The sequence below is a fragment of the Mycobacterium sp. URHD0025 genome (genome assembly GCF_000426065.1).
Taxonomy (GTDB): Bacteria; Actinomycetota; Actinomycetes; order Mycobacteriales; family Mycobacteriaceae; genus Mycobacterium.
Genome location: NZ_AUEQ01000001.1, coordinates 540694 through 562430 on the forward strand (window position 1 = coordinate 540694; position 21737 = coordinate 562430).

Here is a 21737-nt window from a genome sequence, read left to right on the forward strand (position 1 = left end):
GCACTTGACCCGCCACTGTCGCGGCGCTGGTTGTGGGTGGTCGCCGCTGCGACACTGCTCCTGACTTTCGCCCAGTCGCCCGGAGAGATATCGCCCGACACGAAGCTCGACCTCACCGCGAATCCGCTGAGGTTCTTGGCACGTGCGTTCAATCTGTGGAACAGCGATCTGCCGTTCGGGCAGGCGCAGAACCAGGCCTACGGCTACCTCTTTCCGCACGGCACCTTCTTCCTGGCCGGTGACCTGCTCGGAATTCCCGGCTGGGTGACCCAGCGGCTGTGGTGGGCGCTGCTGCTCACCGTCGGCTTCTGGGGTTTTCTGCGGGTCGCCGAGGCCTTGAACGATGGGCACGGCATTGGCAGTACCAGTTCCCGGGTGCTCGGCGCGCTCGCGTTCACGCTGTCACCGCGTGTGCTGACCACCCTCGGCGCGATCTCGTCGGAGACGCTGCCGGTGATGCTGGCGCCGTGGGTGCTGCTGCCGATCATCCTGGCGTTCCGCGGAGACCGGAATCTGCGGCTCATGGCCGCCCGGTCCGCGGGCGCGGTCGCGCTCATGGGTGCGGTGAACGCGGTCGCCACCCTGACCGGTTGCCTGGCGGCGATCATCTGGTGGACCTGCCACCGGCCGAACCGGCTGTGGTGGCGATTCACCGCCTGGTGGGCGTTGTGCGGCGTGCTGGCCGTCACGTGGTGGGTGGTGCCGCTGCTGCTGCTGGGCCGGATCAGCCCACCGTTCCTGGACTTCATCGAATCCTCCGGCGTCACCACCCAGTGGATGTCGCTGACCGAGATGCTGCGCGGCACCCACACCTGGACTCCGTTCGTGGCGTCCACCGCGACGGCGGCCGCCTCCCTTGTGACGAGCACGGTCGCGGTGCTGGCCACCGCCCTGCTGGCCGCCGCCGGCCTGGCCGGGCTGGCGCTGCGCTCGATGCCCGCGCGGGGCCGACTGATCACCATGCTGTTGATCGGTGTGGTGCTGCTGGCGCTGGGCTACTCCGGCGGGCTGGGATCCCCGATCGGGACCGCCGTCCAGGAGTTCCTGGACGGAACCGGCACGCCGTTGCGCAACCTGTCCAAGCTCGACCCGATACTGCGACTGCCGTTGGCGCTCGGGCTGGCGCATCTGCTCGGCCGTATTCCGTTGCCGGGCAGCGCACCTCTACCGGTCTGGGTCAGAGCGTTCTCCCGGCCCGAGCGCGACAAGCGGATCGCGGTGGCCATCGTGGTGCTCGCAGCCATGGCAGCCGGGACCTCGATCGCCTGGACGGGGCGGATCGCTCCGGCCGGAACATTCACCGCCATCCCGCAGTACTGGCACGACACCGCGGACTGGCTCGATGCGCACAACACCCAGCGGGGAAGGGTGCTGGTCGCTCCCGGCGCCCCGTTCGCCACCCAGACCTGGGGCAACAGCCACGACGAACCGTTGCAGGTGCTCGGATCCAGCCCGTGGGGCGTGCGGGATTCGATTCCGCTGACACCACCGGAGACGATTCGCGCCCTGGATTCGGTGCAGCGGTTGTTCGCCGCCGGCCGGCCCTCTGCCGGACTGGCCGACAGCCTTGCCCGGCAAGGCATTTCCTATGTCGTGGTGCGCAACGACCTGGATCCCGACGTGTCCCGGTCGGCCCGCCCGGTGCTGGTCCACCGGTCGATCGAGGGTTCTCCCGGACTGACGAAGGTGGCGGAGTTCGGCGACCCGGTCGGACCGGGGATGCTGGAGGGCTTCGTCGCCGACAGCGGCCTGCGTCCCCGATATCCCGCCGTCGAGATCTTCCGCGTCGAAACGGGCGGAACCAACCCGGCCGCGCCCTACCTCGTCGACGCCGATGCGATGACCCGGGTGGCCGGTGCGCCCGAGGCCCTGCTGCGCCTGGACGAGCGCCGGCGTCTGGCCGGCAAGGCCCCGCTCGGACCGATGCTGCTGACCGCCGACGCCGAACGGGCCGGGCTGCCCGTACAACCGGACGGATCCGCCGGAGTGATCGTCACCGACACCCCGACGGCGCGCGAGATCGACTACGGCCGCGTCGACGACCACGCGTCGGCGATCCGCGCGCCCGACGACGCGCGCCACACGCACAATCGGGTCCCGGACTATCCCTCCGACGGGGCCGCGCCGGTGTACGGCGAGTGGAACGGCGGACGGATATCGGTGTCGAGTTCCGCGGCGGACTCCACCGCCCTGCCCAACGTCGCGCCGGCCACCGGACCCGCTGCGGCCGTCGACAGCGACGGTTCGACATCGTGGGTGTCCAACGCCCTGCAGGCCGCCGTCGGCCAATGGCTGCAGGTCGATTTCGATCACCCGGTCACCAATGCCACGCTGACCATCACCCCGAGCGCCACGGCGGTCGGTGCTCAGGTGCGCCGCATCGAGGTGGCCACCGCGACCGGCACCAGCAGCCTGCGTTTCGACACCGCCGGCCAGCAGTTGACCGTGCCGCTGCCGGTCGGCGAGACCCCGTGGGTACGGGTCACCGCGGTCGCCACAGACGATGGCTCCGCCGGAGTCCAGTTCGGCATCACGGACCTGTCCGTCACCCAGTACGACGCGTCGGGTTTCGCGCACCCCATCAACCTCCGGCACACCGTCGAGGTCCCCACGCCCCCAGCGGATTCCGTGGTCGCACAATGGGACCTGGGCACAGAATTGCTGGGCCGGTCTGGCTGCGCCGACAGTCCGGCCGGGGTGCGGTGCGCGGCGGCGCTGGCGTTGGCCTCGGAGGAGCCCGTCAACATGAGCCGTACGCTCGCGGTGCCCGCCCCCACCGAAGTCGAGCCGACGGTGTGGATCCGATCCCGGCAGGGACCCAAGCTGGCCGATCTGGTCGCCCAACCGGGGACCACCCGCGCCTCCGGTGACGCCGACCCGATCGATGTGCTCGGCTCGTCATTCGCCGCCACCGACGGCGACCCACGAACATCATGGACTGCTCCGCAACGCGTTGTTCAGTTCAAGGCACCGCCCACGCTGACGCTGAAATTGCCGGCTCCGACCGAGGTCGGCGCGCTGCGGATCGACCCCGGTGCCAACGAACCGCCCGCCCACCCGACGCTGGTGGCGATCGACCTCGGCGACGGTCCGCAGGTGCGCAAGCTCACCGGCAACGGTGACGTCCAGACCGCGGAGCTCAAACCGCGGATGACGGACACCATCACCGTGTCGTTGTTGGGCTGGAACGACATCATCGACCGCACCTCGCTGGGCTTCGACCAGCTCAAGCCACCCGGCCTGGCCGAACTCACGGCCCTCGACGTCCGCGGCAAGCCGATCGCCGCAGCCGACTCCGCCGCCAATCGCAAACGGACAGTGTCACTTCCGTGCGGCCAGGGCCCGATCATCGGTGTCGCCGGGCAGTTCGTCCAGACCTCGGTGCAGACCACGGTCGGAGCACTGCTCGACAGCGCTCCGATTCCTGCGCGTCCATGCCACACCGGTCCGATCACCCTTCCTGCTGGCCAGCAGGAACTCCTGGTCAGCCCGGGTTCGGCATTCGTCGTCGACGGTGTCGTGCTCAATACCCCGGCCGCTGCTCAACTGCGCACGGCGACAACAACTCCCGTCCAGACCCCGGTATGGTCAGCGGATCGTCGCGAGATACAAATGCCGTCATCCGCCGGCGCCCGGGTGTTGGTGGTGCCCGAAAGCGTGAACCCGGGGTGGATCGCCCGCAACGCCGACGGGGACGTGCTGACCCCGGTGAAGATCAATGGATGGCAGCAGGGCTGGGTTGTCCCGGCCGGGTCGGACGGTCCCGTGACGCTGACCTTCCCCTCAAACCGGCCCTACCGAATCGGATTGATCGGTGGCCTCGCACTGCTGCCGGTGCTGGCCCTGCTGGCGCTGTGGCCGGCCCGGCGCCGTAGCCCGGATCTCGATCCGGTGCGACCGTGGCAGCCGGCGCCGATGCTCGCCGGCGCAGCGGTACTCGCAGTGGGGACAGCCATATCCGGCCTTCCGGGATTACTGGTCGCCGGTGCCGCGGTCGGGCTGCGCTACCTTCTGCGCGATCGCGACATCTGGCGCGAGCGGCTGACCGTGACCGTGGCGGCCGGCGGGCTCATCCTGGCAGGGGCGACGCTGAGTCAATACCCGTGGCGGTCGGTCGACGGTTATGTCGGGCACTCGCCGTGGGTGCAGCTTCTCGCGCTGCTGTCGGTCACCTTTGTCGCGGCATCGACGATCACGCCTCAGCAAACTTCCGAGCCTTCGCCCGACCCCGGCTGACCTGGCCCTGCGCCGAAACCTTCGGTCAAGCGGTTGACAAGCCGGGTATGCGGTACTTACGGTACCGGCACGCGGGGCGCAGTCCCGGAGATCGCTTTGCTGCATGGGGGAACGCAGGAAGCGGACCAGGATCGCGCCCGATTGGATGCAGTAACTAGGCAGTCAGTTGACGGCTGGCTCGCCTGGCTTAGCTGTGTTCGCGTGGTTGCGCACTTATTGGCGCGCAGGGCTGCGGTGTCGGCGGCTGAGGGGTTCGCCGACACCGCACTGCCCGTGGTCGCCGCGGCATGATCAGGCCGTGGCCGCCAGCGCTCTCGCGTCCTCGTCGGCGAACGTGTCCTCCAGTGTCAGCGGCGAGTAGTCGAGGTCGATCTCCTCGAGCGGCCGGCCTCGGGCGCTGCTGATGGTGCCGAACCGGCGCATACCCTTGTCCGCGGAGTACTGCATGAACTCGTCCTGCACCAGGCCGAACGGGATGTCGGGTGCGTAGAGGGCGAACCCCTCTTCGGTGAGCCGCAGTGCCAGCGGGATCAGCTCGTTCATCCGCTCCTCGAACACCGCCCAGTTGGCGTCATCGGCGGCGACGTGGCGCCGACAGGTGAAGGTGCCCCATGCCATGTGACGACGTTCGTCGTCCCCGATCCGCCGGACCAGCTCCTGCATCCCGGGCAGGATCCCTCGGTCGACGCAAATCTTGTGCCACGCATAGTATCCCGTGAGCGCCAGCATGCCTTCGACGATGTGGTTGTAGGTCACCGATGCCCGCACCTGGGCGGCCGGCGACGGGTCGGTGTACAACGCTTCGAGTGACGCGGGCAGCTCCTCGTAGAACACCTGCCGGTAGGCGGGTAGCTCGTCGAAGTAGTTGTGCAGATCGTCGGTGATCCCGACGGCGTCGAGCCACATGCGGAACACCTGGGTGTGTTTGGCCTCCTCGAAGGCGAACTGCGTCAGGTACATCTCGTCGCCCAGGCGGCCCTCGGCCCGCATCGCGGTCATGAAAGGCTGGATGTCCTTGGTGACGGCCTCCTCGCCCGCGATGAACTCGGCGCAGAGCCGGGTGGCGTACTCACGTTCCCGGTCCGTCAGCGCCTCCCAGTCCGCCCGGTCACGGGAAAAGTCGATATCGGCCGGGTTCCAGAACTTGGCATTCCCGCCGGCGAACAACTTCAAGGGGACACTGTCCCAGTTGAGACCGCCCTTGGCCAGGGATCCGAACTTTGTGTGCGACATGGGAATTGACCTCCTCAGGTCTGGTGAGCTGGTTGATGAGAGCCGGAGAATGCGGCCGACAACACCCCGACGAGGCGGCGTACGGCCAGTGCCGGCTGTTCCGGGGTCGGCTCATCGAGGCCGAGAACCGGATCCACGCCGCGCACATAGGGCGCCAGCGCCAGGTGCGGAATGATCATCAGCAGCAGCGATAACAACGCGTCCGTATCGGCGTCCGCCCGCAGGTCACCACGGTTCTGCGCGTCCCGGACCAGCGGGCGCAGCACCTCGAGATAGTGACGGTGGATCACCGTACGCACGCTGATGCGGGCATCCGTGTCCACCTCGAAGCTCGCCGCGGCGTGCAGCGAGCGGTCCTGCGGGTGGTCGGCGAAGTAGGCCACCCAGTCGTCGAGCAGGTCGGTGAGGAACTCGAAGAACGGGCGGCTCGGGTCGAGGGCACGGATGCGTTCCTCCATGTACGCCCGCACGCGCTGGCTACCGATGTCGGCGATGAAGGCGTACAGATCGCGCTTGTCCGCAAAATATTGGAACAGGCTGCCTTTCGCGACACCGGCTTTACGCGCGATGACGTTCAGGCTGCCGCGGGAGTACCCGTGCGCCCCGAATTCCGCCTCGGCGGCATCCACCACCGCAGCTCTGCGAGCGGGATCCAAACGTGCCCAGGTGACTGTCGGCATCTGACTCTCCAGCCTGTATGACCACTGGTCATACTACTGTGAGCCGCCTCACAGTCAAGAAGTCTTCTTCACCGCGATCAGATGGTGCGAGACCGGCTCGCCCTGCACCCAACGCTCGACCGCCTGCTCGATGAGCAGGTCGTTTCCCGTCAGCCGGGTGCGGTGCTGGCGCACATGCTCATCCCAGGACCGCACCACGAACGCCTCGACGAACGTGCCGTCGCGTTCCCCGCTGCGGAACAACTGCCATTGCGTGGCCCCGGTGCGCTGCCGGGACCTGCCCAGCACGCCCATCGCCGCGAAGAACTCGGTCTCGTGCTCGGGCTCCACCCGGTAGGAGGTCAACACCAGAACCGGGCCGTCGGGCGGCTCCGGCTCGAACACCAGGGCAGGTTCGGGCCAGTGGGCAGACGGGGTCAGATCCAGATCACCCGTGCGTGGGTGCAACGGCCACCACCAGTCCGATACCGCGCAGAACACCAGCAGGGCCGAGCTGATCAGCAGGGCGGTGACGGTGCCCGCGGCACCGGCGACCAGCCCCCACACCAGAGAGCCGATGGCCTGGCCGCCCATGAAGGTCAACTGGTACACCGACAGTCCGCGGGCCCGTACCCACGCGGGCAGACTCAACTGCATGGAGGCGTTGAGAGTGGACAGCGCCAGCAGCCAGGATGTGCCGCCGACGACGAGCGCCACCAGGACAACCCCGAAGTTGTGGACCAACGCCAGAACCGCAGTGGCACCGGCAAATCCGAGCGCCGCGACGATCAGCAAGCTGTTGAGCCCGAAGGCCGACTGCAGCCGGCCCAATCCGAGGGCCCCGAGTACGGCCCCCACCCCCAGCGCACCAAGGAGCAGCCCGTAGCCGGATGACGACAATCCCAGTTGCCGCTCGGCGACGACCGCGAGCAGGCCCCACAACGCGCTGCCCGGGGCGATGAACAACACCGCCCGCAGCAGAATCCGCCGGATGATCGGCGAGCGCCGGATGAATCGGCCGCCGGCACTGAGGGCGGCCAACGGTCGCTCGGTCGGTAGCAGGTGCTCGATGGCGGGACGGCGCCAGAGCAGCAGCACCACCACGATCCCGGCGAACGACACCGCGTTGAGCGCGAACACCAGCGTCGGCCCCGACAAGGACACCAGTGCGCCGGCGATCGCCGGGCCGATGGCCCGAGCGCCGTTCATGCTCATGCTGCCCAATGCGGCAGCCGCTGGAATCTGCTCGCGGGGAACGAGATCCGGTTGGATCGCCTGCCAGGCGGGCGCGGTCAGTGCCTGCCCACAGCCGATCAGGAACAGCAGGGTCAGCAGCACCGTCGGAGTGGCCAGCCCGGCACCGGTCAGCATCGCGAGCGCCGCCACCCCGGCGGCCATGGCACCCTGGGTGGCCAGCAGCAACCGGCGTCGGTCGATCAGATCCGCGAGCACGCCAGACGGCAGGGCCAGCAGCATCACCGGCAGCGTGGTGGCGGTCTGCACCAACGGCACCAGCACCGGGGCACGCGGATCGCCGACCAGCATCCATTGGGCGCCCACCGTCTGCATCCACGTCCCCAGATTGGAGACGAACTGTGCGATCCACAGTGCCCGGTAGATCGGCGACGCCAACGGCGCCCAGGTCGACGTTGCTCGGTCCGCCATCTCACTGATCGTGCCAGTGCCGTTGCGGCATAGTGAGGACATGGCTGAAGTCCGCAACAATCCCGAAGCACGCCATTACGAGATCACTGTCGACGGCGAACATGCCGGCCTCGCGGCCTATGCCGACTCCGGCGATCAGCGCATCTTCTATCACACCGAGATCGACGACGCGTTCGGCGGCCGCGGTCTGGCAGGAGAACTGGTCGACGCCGCGCTGACCGATGCCCGCGCCGCCGGCAAGCGCATCGTCGCGGTCTGCCCGTACGTCGCCAAGTACGTGCAGAAACACCACGACTTCGATGACATCCTCGACCCGGTCACCCCTGAGGCGCTGGCCGTGGTCGAAGCCGCCAACTAAGCCTTGGTCGCGGACACCAGGAAGCCGGGCATCTGCGTGCGGCCTTCGGGCAGGGCGGCGTGTAGCTGGGCCGGACGGATGTCGTCCACCTGCCAGTACTTCGAAACCTCCTCGCGCAATTGGTCTTCGGTGAACTGAGTCGGACCAGGACCGTCGTGCTCGGCGAATGCGCCTGTGCCGAACGCCAGAATGTAGAACCGCGCACCGGGGGCGGCCGCGCGGTGCATCGAGCGCAGGTAACCCTCACGTAGCTCATTCGGCAGAGCATGCAGCAACCCGCTGTCGAAGATCGTGCCGAACCGCCCGTCGTACCCGGTGAGCGACGAGATGTCGGCCGCCGCGAACGTCGCATTCGTCAGCCCGCGTTCCTCGGCGCCCGCGGCTGCGGCGGCCACGGCCGTCGGGCTCAGGTCGATGCCGACCACGGTGTGGCCACGCTCAGCCAGTGCCAGCGCCAGCGCGGCGTGACCGCAGCCGGCGTCGAGCACTTCACCGTGTACGGCACCGTCGGCGTCGAAGACCGCGGCGTATTCCGGCTGCGGCGCACCGATACTCCACGCGGGAGGCTGCTGCTGCCGGTAGGCGTCGTCCCAATCGATCCCGTGAGTCATGTCGTCGCCCCTTCATGTAATTCAAATTTGTACTACATTGACGATAGGTCGAGATATGACGCATGACAAGCCGATGCTTCACACTGTTCAAACCTGAACTGGTAGGCCGATTGGAGGACGATGGCGCGCAAGCTGTCCACCGCGCAGGAACGAGCCTGGCGGCCCTACATCGAGGCCAGCCTGCGGCTGGAGACCAAACTCGACGAACGGCTACGCGAGGCGACCGGTCTGACCCTGATGGACTACCACGTGCTGATGCTGCTGTCGGAAGCCCCGCAGCACCGGCTGCGGATGAGCGAACTCGCCGACAAGATGGTGTTCTCCCGCAGCCGCATCACCTACCAGATCACCTCGATGACCAAGCGGGGGCTGGTTCTGCGCGAACCTGTTCCCGAAGATCGCCGGGGCCACCGGGCCGTACTCACCGCCAGCGGCATGGACACACTGCGCCAGGCGGTGCCATTGCACACCCAATCGGTACGCGAGCTGTTCTTCGACCACATCCGCGCCGACGAACTCGACTGTGTCGAAACGGTATTCGACCGGATCCACCGATATCTGGAAGACCACGACCGGGAGCAGACATCGTGACCTTCACCGCTGCCGAGCTCGCCTATCTATGCGACCAACCGATCGGGCGGCTCGCCACCGTGGGCCGCCACGGCGACCCACAGATCCGCCCCGTCGGTGTCCACCTGAGTCCTGACCAGGCCGGCATCGACATCGTCGGCCACGCCCTGGCCTCGACACAGAAGTGGCGCAACGCGGTTCGCAATCCGCAGGTGGCGTTCATCGTCGACACGGTGCTCTCGGTCCACCCGCCCGACGCTCGCGGAATCGAAATCCGCGGCACGGCAAAGGTACTGCCCGGAGCGGGCACCACCGGCGGCGGGCTGAGCGGCGACATCATCCGGATCGCGCCGCACCGGATCATCAGCTGGGGACTCGACGGCGCGGGCACCACTGCCAGGGACTGGGCTGAATCCCCGCACACAGCCGACTGATCCACCTAGCATCGGGCTGATGCCGACAGTCAACACCGCCCACGGAACCATCGATACCTCTGACCTCGGCGTCACGCTCATGCACGAGCATGTCTTCATCATGACGACCGAGCTGGTCCAGAACTACCCGGAGTCATGGGGCGACGACGCCAGCCGGGAAGCCGATGCCATCGCGCGGCTCACCGAACTCAAATCCCGCGGCGTCGACACCATCGTCGACCTCACGGTGATCGGATTGGGCCGCTACATTCCGCGCATCGCCCGGATCGCCGAGGCCACCGACCTCAACATCGTCGTCGCCACGGGCTTCTACACGTACAACGACCTGCCGCTGGCGCTGCATTTCAACGGGCCCGCACCGGGACAGACCGACCCGATGACCGAGATGTTCGTCCGCGACATCGAGCATGGCATCGCAGACACGGGGATAAAGGCGGCAATCCTCAAGTGCGCCACCGATGAACCGGGCATCACCCCCGGTGTCGAGCGCGTTCTACGGGCTGTCGCCCAGGCACACCGGCAGACGGGCGCGCCGATCACCACCCATACCCACGCGGCCACCAGGCGCGGCCTCGAGCAGCAGCGCATCTTCGCCGCGGAGGGAGTCGATCTGTCGCGGGTGGTGATCGGGCACTCGGGCGACACCACCGACATCGGCTATCTCGAAGAGTTGATCGCCAACGGTTCCTACCTCGGTATGGACCGCTTCGGCGTCGACGTCTACCTGCCGTTCGAAGATCGGGTGGCAACCGTGGCCACGATGTGCGAGCGCGGCCACGCCGCGAAGATGGTGCTCTCCCACGACACTTGGTGCTATTTCGACGCGCTGCCCGACGAGATGACCTCCGCGGCGCTACCGAACAGCCATTACCTGCACATCCACAACGACGTGCTGCCCGCACTGCGCGAACGTGGGGTCACCGAGGAACAGATCAACACGATGCTCGTCGACAACCCGCGCCGGATCTTCGACCACAAGGGCGGATACTGAGCTCATTCGGGACCGTGCGACGCACCCCTGAACCGTGACGAAGTCATCGCGCGACCGGAGCGGGCTCGGGCTGGTCGGTGATGGAACTGTCCAACGGCGGCACCGGCCGCTCGTTCCGGTACTCCCAGCGCCGCAACGCCTCCCGGCACGGTGATTCCACCAGCGCGTAGCTCACGGCGGCCAGCGCGAAGCCGAACACCAGCGTCAGCACCAACACCACCAGCATCTGGCCGTTGAACAGGAATTCGCCGATCATCGGGAACACCATGGCCAACGCCGCCAAGTGCCAGACGAACAGCCCGTAGGACCAGCGGCCCAGCGTGACCATCACCCGGTTGCCCAGGATCGGGTGCCGGGTGTCCGGGTGGTCGAGCACCAGCGGTGCCAGCAGCGCGCCTGCGACGATCGCGCCCATCGCGGTCTTCAGCGTCACCTGACCGACCGAGCCCGGGCGCAGCCCTTCCAGGCCGGCCAGCGGCGAAGCCGCGATCCCGAACGCCACCGCGGCGATGACACCCATCAGCACCCGCCGCCGGGCCAGCCGGTGCACCCAGCCGAATGGGCTCACCGTGAGTTCAGCCAGCACCATCCCCGCGGCGAACCACGAGAAGAACGCCGGCGGCCAGTTCCACGGGTTGAGCCCAGTGGTGCCGGAGAACGGAATGCGCACCCACAGCAGGCTCAGCGCCGCCAGCGCGATGATGACGCCGATCCGGGCCCGCACGGGTAACCGCCGCGCCAAGAGCGCCAGCAAGGGTAGCGCCAGATAGAAACTGACCTCGACCGACAGACTCCACATCTGGGTCAGCCCCGCGGTCAGCGTCAGCGGCACATAGATCTGGGTCAGGGTCAGGTTCGCCAGCCACACCGTCAGATCCGCCTTGGCCTCCGGAAGCAGCAGGATGATCACCACCACGGCAACCACATAGCCCGGCATGATGCGCACGATGCGTGATCGCAGGTAGTGGCCGGTGCGGGGACGGGGGCGCAGGCCCCGGGCGGCCGCGGCATGACCTCGCCACAGCAAGAAACCCGAGAGCGCGAAGAACACGGCGACCGCGAGGTCGAACCGGCCGAAGAACCGGCCGCTCACCCCGGTGGTGTGGCCGGTCTGGAAGGCGACGTGGGTGAGCACCACACCCATGGCCGCGCACGCGCGCATGCCTTCGACGGCCGGCAGGAAGCTGCGTGTCCCGCCGACCCCCGAATCCGACCCCGAATCCTGACCGGTTTCCGGGTCCGATACTCCGGTCGCCACGGCGACCAGTGTGCCGCGCCACGGCAACCCCGCCAAACTGCGGGTCAACGCACCCCGGGGGATGTCACCGGAGTAAGTGATGGCCTTAAATAGTGCTGTTAGGGTCGAACGGGTTTGCCTCACGACGAGTTGGCCCACACTGAAGGAGGCCCGGTTTGAACCGCGCAGTGGCGCTGCGTATCGCGGCATGCGGACTGATGGGGCTGGGTGCAGCCCTGCTGATTGCCGCACTGTTGCTGACCACGTACACCAAGGGCAAGATCGCCAAGATCCCGCTCAACCTGGATGCGAGCCTTGTCAGCGATGGGACCGCGACCGCTTTCGATCCGGAATCGCTGGTGGCCCCGAAATTCTCTGTCGACCGCAACGTGCCGGTCGCATTGCAGCAACAGGTCAGCGTGGAGTCTCCGTCCAACGCCGAGGTGGTGACCCTGCAGGTGGGCAGCACACTGCGGCGCACCGACCGGCAGAAGGACGCCGGCCTCCTGCTGGCGCTGGTGGACACCGTCACCATGAACCGCGGCACGGCGCTGGCCGTGTCCAGCGACAACAACCCCGGCGGGGCACTGCAGAAGCCGCGGGCCATCGACGAAGAGAAGCCTCCGACGAACGTCGCGCTGCCGCACGAGGGCCTGACCTACCGGTTCCCGTTCGACACCGAGAAGAAGACCTACCCGGTTTTCGACCCGATCGCGCAGAAGCCGTTCGACGCGAACTACGACGGTGAAGAAGACGTCAACGGGTTGACCACCTATCGGTTCATCCAGAACGTGGGCTACGACTCCGACGGCAAGTTGGCCGAGCCGGTGAAGTACTCCTCGCTCTACGAAGACGACGCCGACAGTTCGGTCACCGCCAGCCCCGAGATGTGGGGTGTGCCCGGGGAACCCGACGAGCGGATCACGATGGACCGCTTCTACGCCGCGCAGCGCACCTTCTGGGTCGATCCGGTCTCGGGCACCATCGTCAAGAAGCAGGACCACGGCTACCAGTACTACGCACGTGACGCGCTCAAGCCAGAGGTGACCTACGTCGACTACAAGGTCACCTCCAACGACGAAACCGTCGAATCCCAGGTCGCGGCCGCTCAGGACGAGCGTGACCGGGTGTCACTGTGGACGCGTGTCCTGCCGATCACGTTCGCCGCGCTCGGCCTGCTGGCCCTGGTCGGTGGCGCCGTGGTGGGTTCGTTCGCGGTGCGCGCCGAGTCCACTCTGATCGATCCCGGACTCGACACCGCCGATCACGGATTCTTCGACACCCAGGGCTTCCAAGTTCCCGGTGCCGAGGCCAAGACCGAGAAACTGCCGGCTCAACGACCGTCCGACCTACCACCGGACCGGCCGATCTGAGCTTGCGCTCTGCTGTGCTGCCGGCCTATGCGCTGGCACTGTCTCTGCTGATAACCGGGCCACTGCTGGGGCCCGGTTATCTGCTTTTACGCGACGCGGTTTCCACGCCGCAGTCGTATCTGACCGATGCGGCGCTGGGGCTCGGCGAGGCCGCACCGCGCGCGCTGCCCCAGGATTTCTTCGTGGCTGTCACCTCGGCCGTGCTCGACGGCGGGGTGGTGGTCAAGGTCTTGCTGGTGGCCGGTCTGTGGTTGGCCGGTTGGGGAGCCGCGCGACTGGCCTCGACCGTGCTCGGATCGGGTTTGCCGGGCCAGTTCATCGCGGCGACGCTGGCCGTCTGGAGTCCGTACGTGGCCGAGCGGTTGCTGCAGGGGCACTGGAGCCTGCTGGTCGGTTACGGCTGCCTGCCCTGGGTCGCGGTCTGCGTGCTGCGGCTGCGCACCGAGCCGCGTTGCGCCTCGGCTTGGGGCCTGCTGTTCTGGACCGCGCTGGCCGGTGTGACGCCGACGGGTCTGATGCTGGCCGCGACGGTCGCGCTGGTGTGTGTCGCGGCGCCCGGCCCCGGCTGGCGGCGCGCACGGGTCGCCGCGCTCGCGCTGGGCACCGCCGTGCTTGCCGCGACGCCGTGGCTGGTGGCCGCGGCGGTCGGTGGAACGGTGTCATCCCCGGTATCGGCGGCCGGAGTCCATGCGTTCGCGGCCAGGGCCGAGCCCGGCCTGGCCACCCTCGGAAGTCTGGCCGGTCTCGGCGGCATCTGGAACGGTGACGCGGTACCCGGCTCACGCACAACACTTTTCGCGGTGGTCGCCACTGTGGTGCTGCTCGGCATCGTCGGCCTCGGCCTGCCCGTCGTGATCCGTAACCGCTGCGCGGTACCGCTGCTGATCCTGGCCGTGGCGGCGGTGCTGATCCCTGCCGCGATGGCGACCGGTCCGGGGCTGCAGTTCGTCGATGCGACGATTCGGGCGGTGCCCGGTCTCGGCGTGGTGCGCGACGGCCAGAAATGGGTGGCGCTGGCCATGCCCGGCTATGTGCTGGCCGCTGCCGCCGCGCCCGTCACCTTGCGCCGGGCCCGGGTGCCCGTGGTCGCTTCGGCTGCGGTGGTGTGTGCCGCACTGATCGCGGTGTTGCCCGATCTGGCCTGGGGTGTGGGCAATCAGATGCGCGCGGTGCAGTACCCGCCCGGGTGGGCCGCCGCGGCGGCGCAGATCAACGCCGACCCTCGTCCGGTGGTCGCGCTGCCACCGGACAGTATGCGGTTGTTCTACTGGGCCGGAAGCGCTCCCGTGCTCGATCCGCTCCCCCGGTGGCTGCGTGCCGAGGTGCTGTCGACCGGTGATCTGTTGATCGGTGGTCAGGTCATCCCCGGAGAGGGAACGCGGGCCCACGCGGTGCAGGACCTGCTGCGGTCAGGCGCAGACCGTCAGGCGGTGGCCGACGCCGGCGTCGGCTGGTTGGTGGTCGAAACCAACGGTGCGCCGGCAGAACTCGATCTGCCGGTGGCCTATCGAGATGGCGATATCGCCGTATACCGGATAGGCGGAGATCAAGCTGCCTCGCCCCACCGAGCCCTGTTGATCGCCGCACATCTGGTGTGGCTGCTGACCCTCGTCGGCGGGGCGGTCGGGATGGCTGTCTGCTTCTGGCGAGTACAGGGACGATCAGGCCGACTCGGTTAGCTGCGGCGTGCCTGTCGGCGGCGTGTCGCGGCGGGGAAGCAAGTGCCGAGTTGCCCGGCTGCGCGCGACTTTTCAGCGACAATCGCCGCACGAGCACCATGAACACCGTTCGTTACACGGGCGATCACTACTCACGTCACTGACGCCCCAACAGGCGCGTAGGTAACGAATTTCGGATTGTCCAGCTATGCGCGACAGAGTCGCTGATAGCCGGGCACTGGACCTCTGAGGCTCACGAGGCCAGTGGTGAACAAGCAGCAAAAACCCCGAGCGACAATGGGGTCCGTGAGGTCTGCGTTTCCTATGTGGCGCTTGTCGCTCGATTGTCGCGCACAGCCGGGCACATCGGATATCGCTTCGAAAGTTGTGACTGCTGTGATCAGCGGTACCCGCACGCCACGCTCGCGTCAGCGGCGGACTACACCAGCCCGCTGACGTACTGGCCCTCGTGCACGCATCCCAGCACGGCGCGCATCGCGTCCGCGCTCAGCCTCCAGGAGAATTCCTCGCTCCGGGTCTGCGCCTTGCTGCCCAGCTGCACGCGCATGACCGGGTCACCCAAGAGCTGACGGATGCCCGCGACCAGGCCGTCGCGATCCTCCACCAGTAGCCCGGTCACGCCGTCGACGATCGAATCGGTCAGCCCGCCAGAGGCGCGATAGCCGATGGTGGGCACTCCGTGTTGGGCCGCCTCGGTGACGGCAAGCCCCCAGCCTTCTTTTCGCGACGGCAGCACATGCACCCAACTCTGCTGCAAGACACGGTGTTTGGTCTCTTCGTCGACATGACCGTGGAACGTCACCGATTCCGAGATGCCCAGCAGTTCGGCGTGCTCGACCAACCGCTGCTGCCACCAGCCGCCACCGAGGATGTCCAGGTGCAGTCCGGGCACCTCGTCACGCAGTGCCGCGACCGCCTCGAGCGCATCCTCGATCTGCTTGTGCGGCACCAGCCGCGAGAGCACCACGAGCCGCGGACTGGTCGAGCGAGGCAGCTCCAGCGTGCGGCCGGGAGCCTCGTCAAGTCCGTTGCGCACCACAGCAATTCGCCCGGAATCCACCCCGAGCTCGTTGAGATCGCGGGCCGAGGGCAGTGACACGGTGACGTACTGGTTGCGACGGTGCAGCCGCGGGGAGAGCTTGGACTCGACGAACCAGCCGATGCGGCCCTTCATCGGGCCGGCCACCGGCCACAGTTCCCGGTGACAGTGGTGCACCAGCACCGCGACCCGGCGGCCGAACGCCAGCCGCGCAAGAAACGGCAGCCCGTTCTGGGTGTCGACGACCACGTCGGGCCGGACCCTTCGCAAAGGCCCGAGGCCGACGCGGGCCGCCACCATGGCCAGCCCGGCCCAGATGTAGACGCTGTAGGGCCCGCCGGCCCGATTGATCTGCACCCCGTCGACCACCTCGCGGCGAGCCGCTCCGGGGTAGCGCGCGGTGCGCAACGTGACGTCGACGCCGTCGTCGGCCAGACAGGCACCGATCCGCTGCAGATAGGCCTCGCTGCCGCCGCCCTGAGGGTGTCCGGTGTCACGCCAGCACAGGAGCAGGACGCTCCGCAGGCGTGGGGCAGGACGGGCAGACATCGTGTTGAGAGTACCGGTGAGTAGGTTGGGCGGGTGCAGCCCAGCGATATCTCGGCGCGCTTTGCCAGGCGGGCAACCCTGAGCCGATCGGTGCGTCTGCTGGCGCAGTTCCGGTTCGAGCAGAGCGAACCGGCCCGCTTCTACGGCGCGCTGGCCGCCGACACCGTCGCGATGACCACCGATCTGTGGACGGCGGCTACCGGCGAATCCGCCGCCGGACGCACGGTGCTCGACGTCGGTGGCGGGCCCGGCTACTTCGCGTCGGCGTTCGAACAAGCGGGCATGCGTTACATCGGGGTGGAGCCGGATCCTCGGGAGGCGCACGCCGGAGCCGCCAGGGCGGCGACGTCCGGGGCAACATCCGGCGTGGGTGCGGACGCCGACGCCGCAGAGGGCACGTTCGTCCGCGCCTCGGGGATGGCCCTGCCCTTCGCCGACGACAGTGTCGACGTCTGCCTGTCCTCGAACGTCGCCGAGCATGTGCCGCACCCGTGGCGGCTTGGCAACGAGATGCTGCGGGTGACCAAACCAGGCGGGCTTGCGGTGTTGTCGTACACGGTGTGGCTCGGCCCGTTCGGCGGGCACGAGATGGGGTTGACGCACTATCTGGGCGGGGCCCGGGCCGCCGAGCGCTACACCCGTAAGCACGGTCACCGACCCAAGAACGACTACGGCTCGTCGTTGTTCGCGGTGTCGGCGGCCGACGGTCTGCAGTGGGGCCGCTCAACCGGCTCGTTGATCGCCAGTTTCCCGCGCTACCACCCGCGATGGGCATGGTGGATGACGTCGGTTCCCGGGTTACGGGAGTTCCTGGTGAGCAATCTGGTGCTGGTCCTGCGACCGTCCTGAAACAGTCAACTGGAACAGGTTCTCGTTTTTGGGAAACCTAGGTAATGTGACGCCCATGACACAAAGCGCAGCCGCCATAAGGACGGAATTCGACAAACTGTTCATCGGCGGCCACTGGGTGGAGCCTTCGACTTCCGAGGTGATCGAGGTCTTCTCTCCCGCCACCGGGGAGAAGGTCGGCCAGGTACCGCTGGCCGCCGAAGCCGATGTCAACGCCGCGTGCGCCGCGGCCCGCAAGGCGTTCGACGAGGGCCCGTGGCCCCAGATGTCGCCCGAGGAACGCCAGGGCGTGCTGGCCAAGGCCGTCGAGCTCATCAACGAGCGGGCCGAAGAGTTCAAGCACCTGCTGAAGCTGGAGACCGGCCAGCCGCCGACCATCGTCGACATGATGCAGTTCGGCGCGGGTGTGTCGAGCCTGCAGTACTACGCCGGCGCGGCCGACAAGTACGACTGGAAAGACATCCGCGACGGCATCTACGGCCAGACCCTGGTCATCAAGGAGCCCATCGGCGTCGTCGGCGCCGTCATCGCCTGGAACGTGCCCTTCTTCCTGGCCTGCAACAAGCTGGGCCCGGCTCTGCTCGCCGGCTGCACAGTGGTGCTGAAGCCGGCCGGCGAGACACCGCTCACCACCAACCTGTTCGCCGAGGTGCTCGCCGACGCCGGCCTGCCCGAGGGTGTGCTCTCCGTGGTGCCCGGTGGCCCGGAGACCGGCCGCGCGCTGACCGCCAACCCCGAGCTGGACAAGTTCACCTTCACCGGCTCCAGCGGCGTCGGCAAGGAGATCGGCAAGATCGCCGCCGAGAAGCTCAAGCCCTGCACGCTGGAACTCGGCGGCAAGTCCGCGGCGATCATCCTCGAGGACGCCGACGTGGATTCCACGCTCCCGATGCTGGTGTTCTCCGGCCTGATGAACTGTGGGCAGGCCTGCGTGGGCCAGACCCGCATTCTGGCGCCGCGGTCGCGCTACAACGAGATCGTCGAAAAGCTCTCGGCAGCCGTCGCCGCCATGCCCGTCGGCCTGCCCGACGACGCGGCCTCGATGATCGGCCCGCTGATCTCAGAGAAGCAGCGCGACCGGGTCGAGGGCTACATCAAGAAGGGCCTCGAGGAGGGGGCACGCATCGTCACCGGCGGTGGCCGTCCCGAGGGTCTGGATTCCGGCTGGTTCGTGCAGCCCACCGTGTTCGCCGACGTCGACAACTCGATGACCATCGCGCAGGAGGAGATCTTCGGGCCGGTGCTCGTGGTGATCCCCTTCGACACCGAGGAAGACGCGGTCCGCATCGCCAACGACTCGCCGTACGGCCTGGCCGGCAGCGTGTACACGACGGACTTCGCCAAGGCCGTCGAGATCGCCTCGAAGATCCGCACGGGCACCTACGCGGTGAACATGTACGCCTTCGATCCGGGCGCACCGTTCGGCGGTTACAAGAACTCGGGCATCGGACGCGAGAACGGCCCGGAGGGCATCGACGCCTACACCCAGGCCAAGAGCGTGCTGCTGCCGTTTGGGTACACGCCGGAGTAAAACTTTTCGAACAACCGCGAATGTCCCGGAAGACCACGGTTTTCCGGGACATTCGCGTCTGGCGGCCCCAGGAAACGGACAGCCGGAATTCAGGCTGGGCAGCTAAGGTGGGCGCCCCAACAACGAGGAGGCACCGTGGCAGTTTCCGTCGATCTGGCCAAGTCGCTCGACAAGGCCTACGAAGACAAGTCGCTCAAGGAGATCCTGGACGCTTCACCGGCGGCGCTGGCCGGGGTCACCGACTCCGACGCCGAGCATCTGGCTGCGGCCTTCAACATCAAGACCGTGCGCCAGCTCGGGTCCAACAAATTCTTCGCGGTGGCCGCGGCCCTGGTCGCGCTCGACACCGCGGGCTGATTTCTTTCGCCGAGCAGACACAAAACTGTCGCGAAACCGGCTTTCTGGGGCAGGTTTGTGTCTGCTCGCGCAGGGGACTCACTCGCGCAGGGGACTCAGCGGCCCACGAAGTTGGCGGCCCGGCGTTCGATGAAGGACTGCACGCCTTCGGCGGCGTCGGCGGTCGCGAACAGCTCGGCGACCACGGGCCGCAGCCGGGCGATCGCGGCGGCGTCCCCTTCGTTGTGCGCACGATGTGCCGACGCGAGAGTGGCGCGGACGCCGAGCGGCGCGGCCCGGTCGGCGATCGTGTGGGCGATCTCGGTCGCCCGGGCGACGGCCGCGTCGGCATCCGGCGTGACCTCCTGGACCAGCCCGATCCGATACGCCTCGGCAGCGTCGAACTCATCACCGGTGAGCAGCCACCGCATGGCATTTCCCCAGCCGGTCTGGCGCGGTAGCCGCAGGGTCGCGCCGCCGAACGGATAGATGCCGCGCAGCACCTCGATCTGCGCGAACCGGGTGTCCTGCGCCGCGACACGGACATCGGCGGCCAGGAGCAGTTCGATGCCGAGGGTCAGGCATCGGCCCTGGGCCGCGGCGACCACCGGTTTGGTCCAGTCGCCGTCGAGGCGCCATGGGTCACGTCCGCCTTCGGGCATCGGTAGATCGCCACTGGCCACATACGGCGCCACGTCGACGAGATCGAGGCCGGCGGTGAAGTGCGCCCCGTGCGCGAACAACACACCGACGCGCAGGTCGTCATCGGATTCGAGCAGTCCGTAGGCGAGGGCGAGGTCGGTGAGCATCGCGACGTTGAACGCGTTGCGTTTGTCCGGGCGGTTCAGGCCGATCAGCAGGACGTGGCCGTCCCGCTCCAGCGTGAGGGTTTGGAGGGCCGGGTCGGTGTTCATGAACGCAGTCAACGCCGACACACAGAATTATGCAAGACACCATATTTTTGGTGCAGCCCCCCGGCTGAGGGAGAACCTGTTCAGAAGCAGTTAACCTGCTAGTCTTTTGCACACCAGCATGTACGTCGGATACTCGACATCATGCGAGGATTCCATCATTTCTATGGTGGATGACATAGAAGGGCGGTGCGCGATGTGGGTCGTCGAACTCAATCTCGCCGGTCACCGGTTCAGCCGTCGGGTTCGCACGCCGCACACCCCGGTGCGCACCATCACCCCCCGGATGCTTCTTCGCTGTTCCACGCAGTTCCTCCATGACCGGGTTGCCTGACACCGCCACGAAGCCGCGTAACAAGCGTGGCTCGACCCGCGCCCGGATGCTCGGCAGCGCGGTCGAGGTGTTGCGTGAGCGGGGCGCTGCCGGCGTCACGATCGACGAGGTGCTCGCCCGCAGCGGTGCGCCGCGCGGATCGGTGTATCACCATTTCCCCGGCGGGCGCCGGCAGATCCTGATCGAGGCGCTGCAATACGCCGCGGACACGATCGGTGGCGTGATCGGCGCCGAAACATCCGACAGCGCATGGGATCTGGTGCACCGATTCGTCGGGTTCTGGGAACGGGTACTCACCGGAAGCAATTTCAGCGCAGGCTGCCCGGTGGTCGCGGTGGCGATCGCCGCACCGGACGACGAGCCCGATCTCGCCGCGGCCGCAGCCGCGATCTTCGACCGCTGGCGCATGGCCCTGACCGGAGCCTTCACCGCCGACGGTTTCGACGAATCCGACGCGTCGTCACTTGCGGTGATGTGCATAGCCACCCTCGAGGGCGTCGTGGTGCTGTGCCGCTCGTCAAAATCGGTCGAGCCGTTGCACGATGTCGCCCGGCAACTCGAATTCCTGATCAAATCACGGGAATTCGTCCGCCGTAACGGTGTGCCCCGGTTCAGCCGGCCGTCGTCCTGACCCATCGGGCACACACGAACTCACCGTTGGGCGCCGATTCGGCGAGCACCCACTCGGAACGGACCGGCAAGACCGGCGATCCCGCGCCCAAGGTGCACGGCGCATAGCTGACGATCATCTCATCGATCAACCCGGCCCTGACGTACTGTGCGGCAACGTCGCCTCCCCCGACCACCCAGACATCCTTACCCGCCGCCGCCTCGACCAGGTCCGGGTGCAGTTCGGCGATGCCCCCGGAGAACACCTGCACCGGATGCCCGGCGGCGACGATCTGCGGCCGGTGCGTCAACACCCACGCCGGCTGCTCGTACATCCATTCGCCGGGCTGGTTCTTCACGATCCACTCATAGGTCGCCGAACCCATCACCAGCGCCCCGATCGTCGTGATGAATTGGTCGTAGCCGAATGGGCCCTGCTGATCGATGTTGCGGGTGATCAGCCAGTCCAGGCTGTCGTCGGTGTCGACGATGAACCCGTCCAAGCTCGACGCGGTGTAGTACACGGTCTTCAC

At 67.6% G+C, this 21737-nt stretch carries 19 protein-coding genes; 11 read left to right on the plus strand and 8 right to left on the minus strand.

Features of this window, described 5'->3' with window-relative positions:
- Positions 1–15 precede the first annotated feature (15 nt).
- Positions 16–4236, plus strand: a complete 4221-nt coding sequence (locus H977_RS32380) for an alpha-(1->3)-arabinofuranosyltransferase (protein WP_196808162.1) — start codon at positions 16–18, stop codon at positions 4234–4236.
- Between the two features lie 291 nt (positions 4237–4527).
- On the opposite strand, the gene H977_RS0102595 is transcribed toward H977_RS32380, so the two are convergent.
- Genes H977_RS0102595 through H977_RS0102605 form a run of 3 tightly spaced genes read right to left on the minus strand, consistent with a single transcriptional unit; the run spans position 4528 to position 7793 of the window.
- Positions 4528–5469 carry a R2-like ligand-binding oxidase gene (locus H977_RS0102595; RefSeq protein WP_029106386.1) on the minus strand — a complete coding sequence of 314 codons (942 nt, stop codon included), beginning with the start codon at positions 5467–5469 and terminating at the stop codon, positions 4528–4530.
- 14 nt (positions 5470–5483) lie between these two features.
- The gene (locus tag H977_RS0102600) at positions 5484–6149 is read right to left on the minus strand and encodes a TetR/AcrR family transcriptional regulator (RefSeq protein WP_029106387.1); all 666 of its coding nucleotides are present in this window, start codon (positions 6147–6149) and stop codon (positions 5484–5486) included.
- 54 nt (positions 6150–6203) lie between these two features.
- The gene (locus H977_RS0102605) at positions 6204–7793 is read right to left on the minus strand and encodes an MFS transporter (protein WP_029106388.1); all 1590 of its coding nucleotides are present in this window, start codon (positions 7791–7793) and stop codon (positions 6204–6206) included.
- 40 nt (positions 7794–7833) lie between these two features.
- Between H977_RS0102605 and H977_RS0102610 the strand changes: the two genes are divergently transcribed.
- Positions 7834–8151 carry a GNAT family N-acetyltransferase gene (locus H977_RS0102610; protein WP_029106389.1) on the plus strand — a complete coding sequence of 106 codons (318 nt, stop codon included), beginning with the start codon at positions 7834–7836 and terminating at the stop codon, positions 8149–8151.
- Here H977_RS0102610 and H977_RS0102615 read toward each other — a convergent pair.
- A complete protein-coding gene (locus H977_RS0102615) occupies positions 8148–8762 on the minus strand; it encodes a class I SAM-dependent methyltransferase (protein ID WP_029106390.1) in 615 nt (204 codons plus the stop codon). The genes H977_RS0102610 and H977_RS0102615 overlap by 4 nt on opposite strands.
- Positions 8763–8882: 120 nt before the next feature.
- Here H977_RS0102615 and H977_RS0102620 point away from each other — a divergent pair, with 120 nt between their 5' ends.
- From H977_RS0102620 to H977_RS0102630, 3 genes are read left to right on the plus strand one after another with little or no spacing between them, the layout of a single operon-like run.
- Entirely contained in the window at positions 8883–9353 is a 471-nt protein-coding gene (locus H977_RS0102620; protein WP_029106391.1) for a MarR family winged helix-turn-helix transcriptional regulator, read from the plus strand.
- Positions 9350–9766 carry a PPOX class F420-dependent oxidoreductase gene (locus H977_RS32385; RefSeq protein ID WP_036474819.1) on the plus strand — a complete coding sequence of 139 codons (417 nt, stop codon included), beginning with the start codon at positions 9350–9352 and terminating at the stop codon, positions 9764–9766. The genes H977_RS0102620 and H977_RS32385 overlap by 4 nt, the downstream gene beginning before the upstream one ends.
- Before the next feature lie 19 nt (positions 9767–9785).
- Positions 9786–10757: a phosphotriesterase family protein gene (locus H977_RS0102630; RefSeq protein ID WP_029106392.1), complete on the plus strand. Its 972-nt coding sequence runs from the start codon at positions 9786–9788 to the stop codon at positions 10755–10757.
- Positions 10758–10800: 43 nt separating this feature from the next.
- Here the strand turns inward: H977_RS0102630 and H977_RS0102635 are convergent, their stop codons facing one another.
- Positions 10801–11919: an acyltransferase family protein gene (locus tag H977_RS0102635; RefSeq protein WP_231395868.1), complete on the minus strand. Its 1119-nt coding sequence runs from the start codon at positions 11917–11919 to the stop codon at positions 10801–10803.
- A gap of 251 nt (positions 11920–12170) precedes the next feature.
- On the opposite strand from H977_RS0102635, the gene pgfA reads away from it, so the two are divergent.
- On the plus strand, positions 12171–13367 hold the full coding sequence (gene pgfA, locus H977_RS0102640) for a cell envelope lipid trafficking protein PgfA (RefSeq protein WP_029106394.1): 1197 nt from the start codon (positions 12171–12173) through the stop codon (positions 13365–13367).
- Positions 13364–15046, plus strand: a complete 1683-nt coding sequence (locus tag H977_RS32390) for an MmpA family trehalose lipid delivery protein (protein ID WP_502691130.1) — start codon at positions 13364–13366, stop codon at positions 15044–15046. Before pgfA ends, H977_RS32390 begins: the two co-directional genes overlap by 4 nt.
- Positions 15047–15464: 418 nt before the next feature.
- Here the strand turns inward: H977_RS32390 and H977_RS0102650 are convergent, their stop codons facing one another.
- Positions 15465–16634: a glycosyltransferase family 4 protein gene (locus H977_RS0102650; RefSeq protein WP_029106395.1), complete on the minus strand. Its 1170-nt coding sequence runs from the start codon at positions 16632–16634 to the stop codon at positions 15465–15467.
- Positions 16635–16682: 48 nt separating this feature from the next.
- Between H977_RS0102650 and H977_RS0102655 the strand changes: the two genes are divergently transcribed.
- From H977_RS0102655 to H977_RS0102665, 3 genes are all read left to right on the plus strand, one after another.
- Positions 16683–17483 carry a class I SAM-dependent methyltransferase gene (locus H977_RS0102655; RefSeq protein WP_196808163.1) on the plus strand — a complete coding sequence of 267 codons (801 nt, stop codon included), beginning with the start codon at positions 16683–16685 and terminating at the stop codon, positions 17481–17483.
- 55 nt (positions 17484–17538) lie between these two features.
- The gene (locus H977_RS0102660; protein ID WP_029106397.1) at positions 17539–19014 is read left to right on the plus strand and encodes an aldehyde dehydrogenase; all 1476 of its coding nucleotides are present in this window, start codon (positions 17539–17541) and stop codon (positions 19012–19014) included.
- 135 nt (positions 19015–19149) lie between these two features.
- On the plus strand, positions 19150–19371 hold the full coding sequence (locus tag H977_RS0102665; protein WP_029106398.1) for a hypothetical protein: 222 nt from the start codon (positions 19150–19152) through the stop codon (positions 19369–19371).
- A 95-nt stretch (positions 19372–19466) separates the two neighbouring features.
- Here H977_RS0102665 and H977_RS0102670 read toward each other — a convergent pair whose 3' ends face one another.
- Positions 19467–20264, minus strand: coding sequence for a crotonase/enoyl-CoA hydratase family protein (locus tag H977_RS0102670; RefSeq protein WP_029106399.1), 798 nt, complete (start codon positions 20262–20264; stop codon positions 19467–19469).
- A 314-nt stretch (positions 20265–20578) separates the two neighbouring features.
- On the opposite strand from H977_RS0102670, the gene H977_RS0102675 reads away from it, so the two are divergent.
- Positions 20579–21226 (plus strand): TetR/AcrR family transcriptional regulator, encoded by a 648-nt coding sequence (locus tag H977_RS0102675; RefSeq protein ID WP_081681577.1) that lies wholly within the window; start codon positions 20579–20581, stop codon positions 21224–21226.
- On the opposite strand, the gene H977_RS0102680 is transcribed toward H977_RS0102675, so the two are convergent.
- Positions 21207–21737 carry a dihydrofolate reductase family protein gene (locus H977_RS0102680; RefSeq protein ID WP_029106401.1) on the minus strand — a complete coding sequence of 177 codons (531 nt, stop codon included), beginning with the start codon at positions 21735–21737 and terminating at the stop codon, positions 21207–21209. The genes H977_RS0102675 and H977_RS0102680 overlap by 20 nt on opposite strands.

What these genes read in the sequence shown, in the direction of transcription:
- H977_RS0102595 (WP_029106386.1), bottom strand. Translation starts at nt 5,469, where the DNA reads ATGTCGCACACAAAGTTCGGATCCCTGGCCAAGGGCGGTCTCAACTGG.
- H977_RS0102615 (WP_029106390.1), bottom strand. Translation starts at nt 8,762, where the DNA reads ATGACTCACGGGATCGATTGGGACGACGCCTACCGGCAGCAGCAGCCT.
- H977_RS0102600 (WP_029106387.1), bottom strand. Translation starts at nt 6,149, where the DNA reads ATGCCGACAGTCACCTGGGCACGTTTGGATCCCGCTCGCAGAGCTGCG.
- H977_RS0102635 (WP_231395868.1), bottom strand. Translation starts at nt 11,919, where the DNA reads ATGCGCGCGTGCGCGGCCATGGGTGTGGTGCTCACCCACGTCGCCTTC.
- H977_RS0102660 (WP_029106397.1), top strand. Translation starts at nt 17,539, where the DNA reads ATGACACAAAGCGCAGCCGCCATAAGGACGGAATTCGACAAACTGTTC.
- H977_RS0102675 (WP_081681577.1), top strand. Translation starts at nt 20,579, where the DNA reads ATGACCGGGTTGCCTGACACCGCCACGAAGCCGCGTAACAAGCGTGGC.
- H977_RS0102650 (WP_029106395.1), bottom strand. Translation starts at nt 16,634, where the DNA reads ATGTCTGCCCGTCCTGCCCCACGCCTGCGGAGCGTCCTGCTCCTGTGC.
- H977_RS0102670 (WP_029106399.1), bottom strand. Translation starts at nt 20,264, where the DNA reads ATGAACACCGACCCGGCCCTCCAAACCCTCACGCTGGAGCGGGACGGC.
- H977_RS0102610 (WP_029106389.1), top strand. Translation starts at nt 7,834, where the DNA reads ATGGCTGAAGTCCGCAACAATCCCGAAGCACGCCATTACGAGATCACT.
- H977_RS0102605 (WP_029106388.1), bottom strand. Translation starts at nt 7,793, where the DNA reads ATGGCGGACCGAGCAACGTCGACCTGGGCGCCGTTGGCGTCGCCGATC.
- H977_RS0102630 (WP_029106392.1), top strand. Translation starts at nt 9,786, where the DNA reads ATGCCGACAGTCAACACCGCCCACGGAACCATCGATACCTCTGACCTC.
- H977_RS0102620 (WP_029106391.1), top strand. Translation starts at nt 8,883, where the DNA reads ATGGCGCGCAAGCTGTCCACCGCGCAGGAACGAGCCTGGCGGCCCTAC.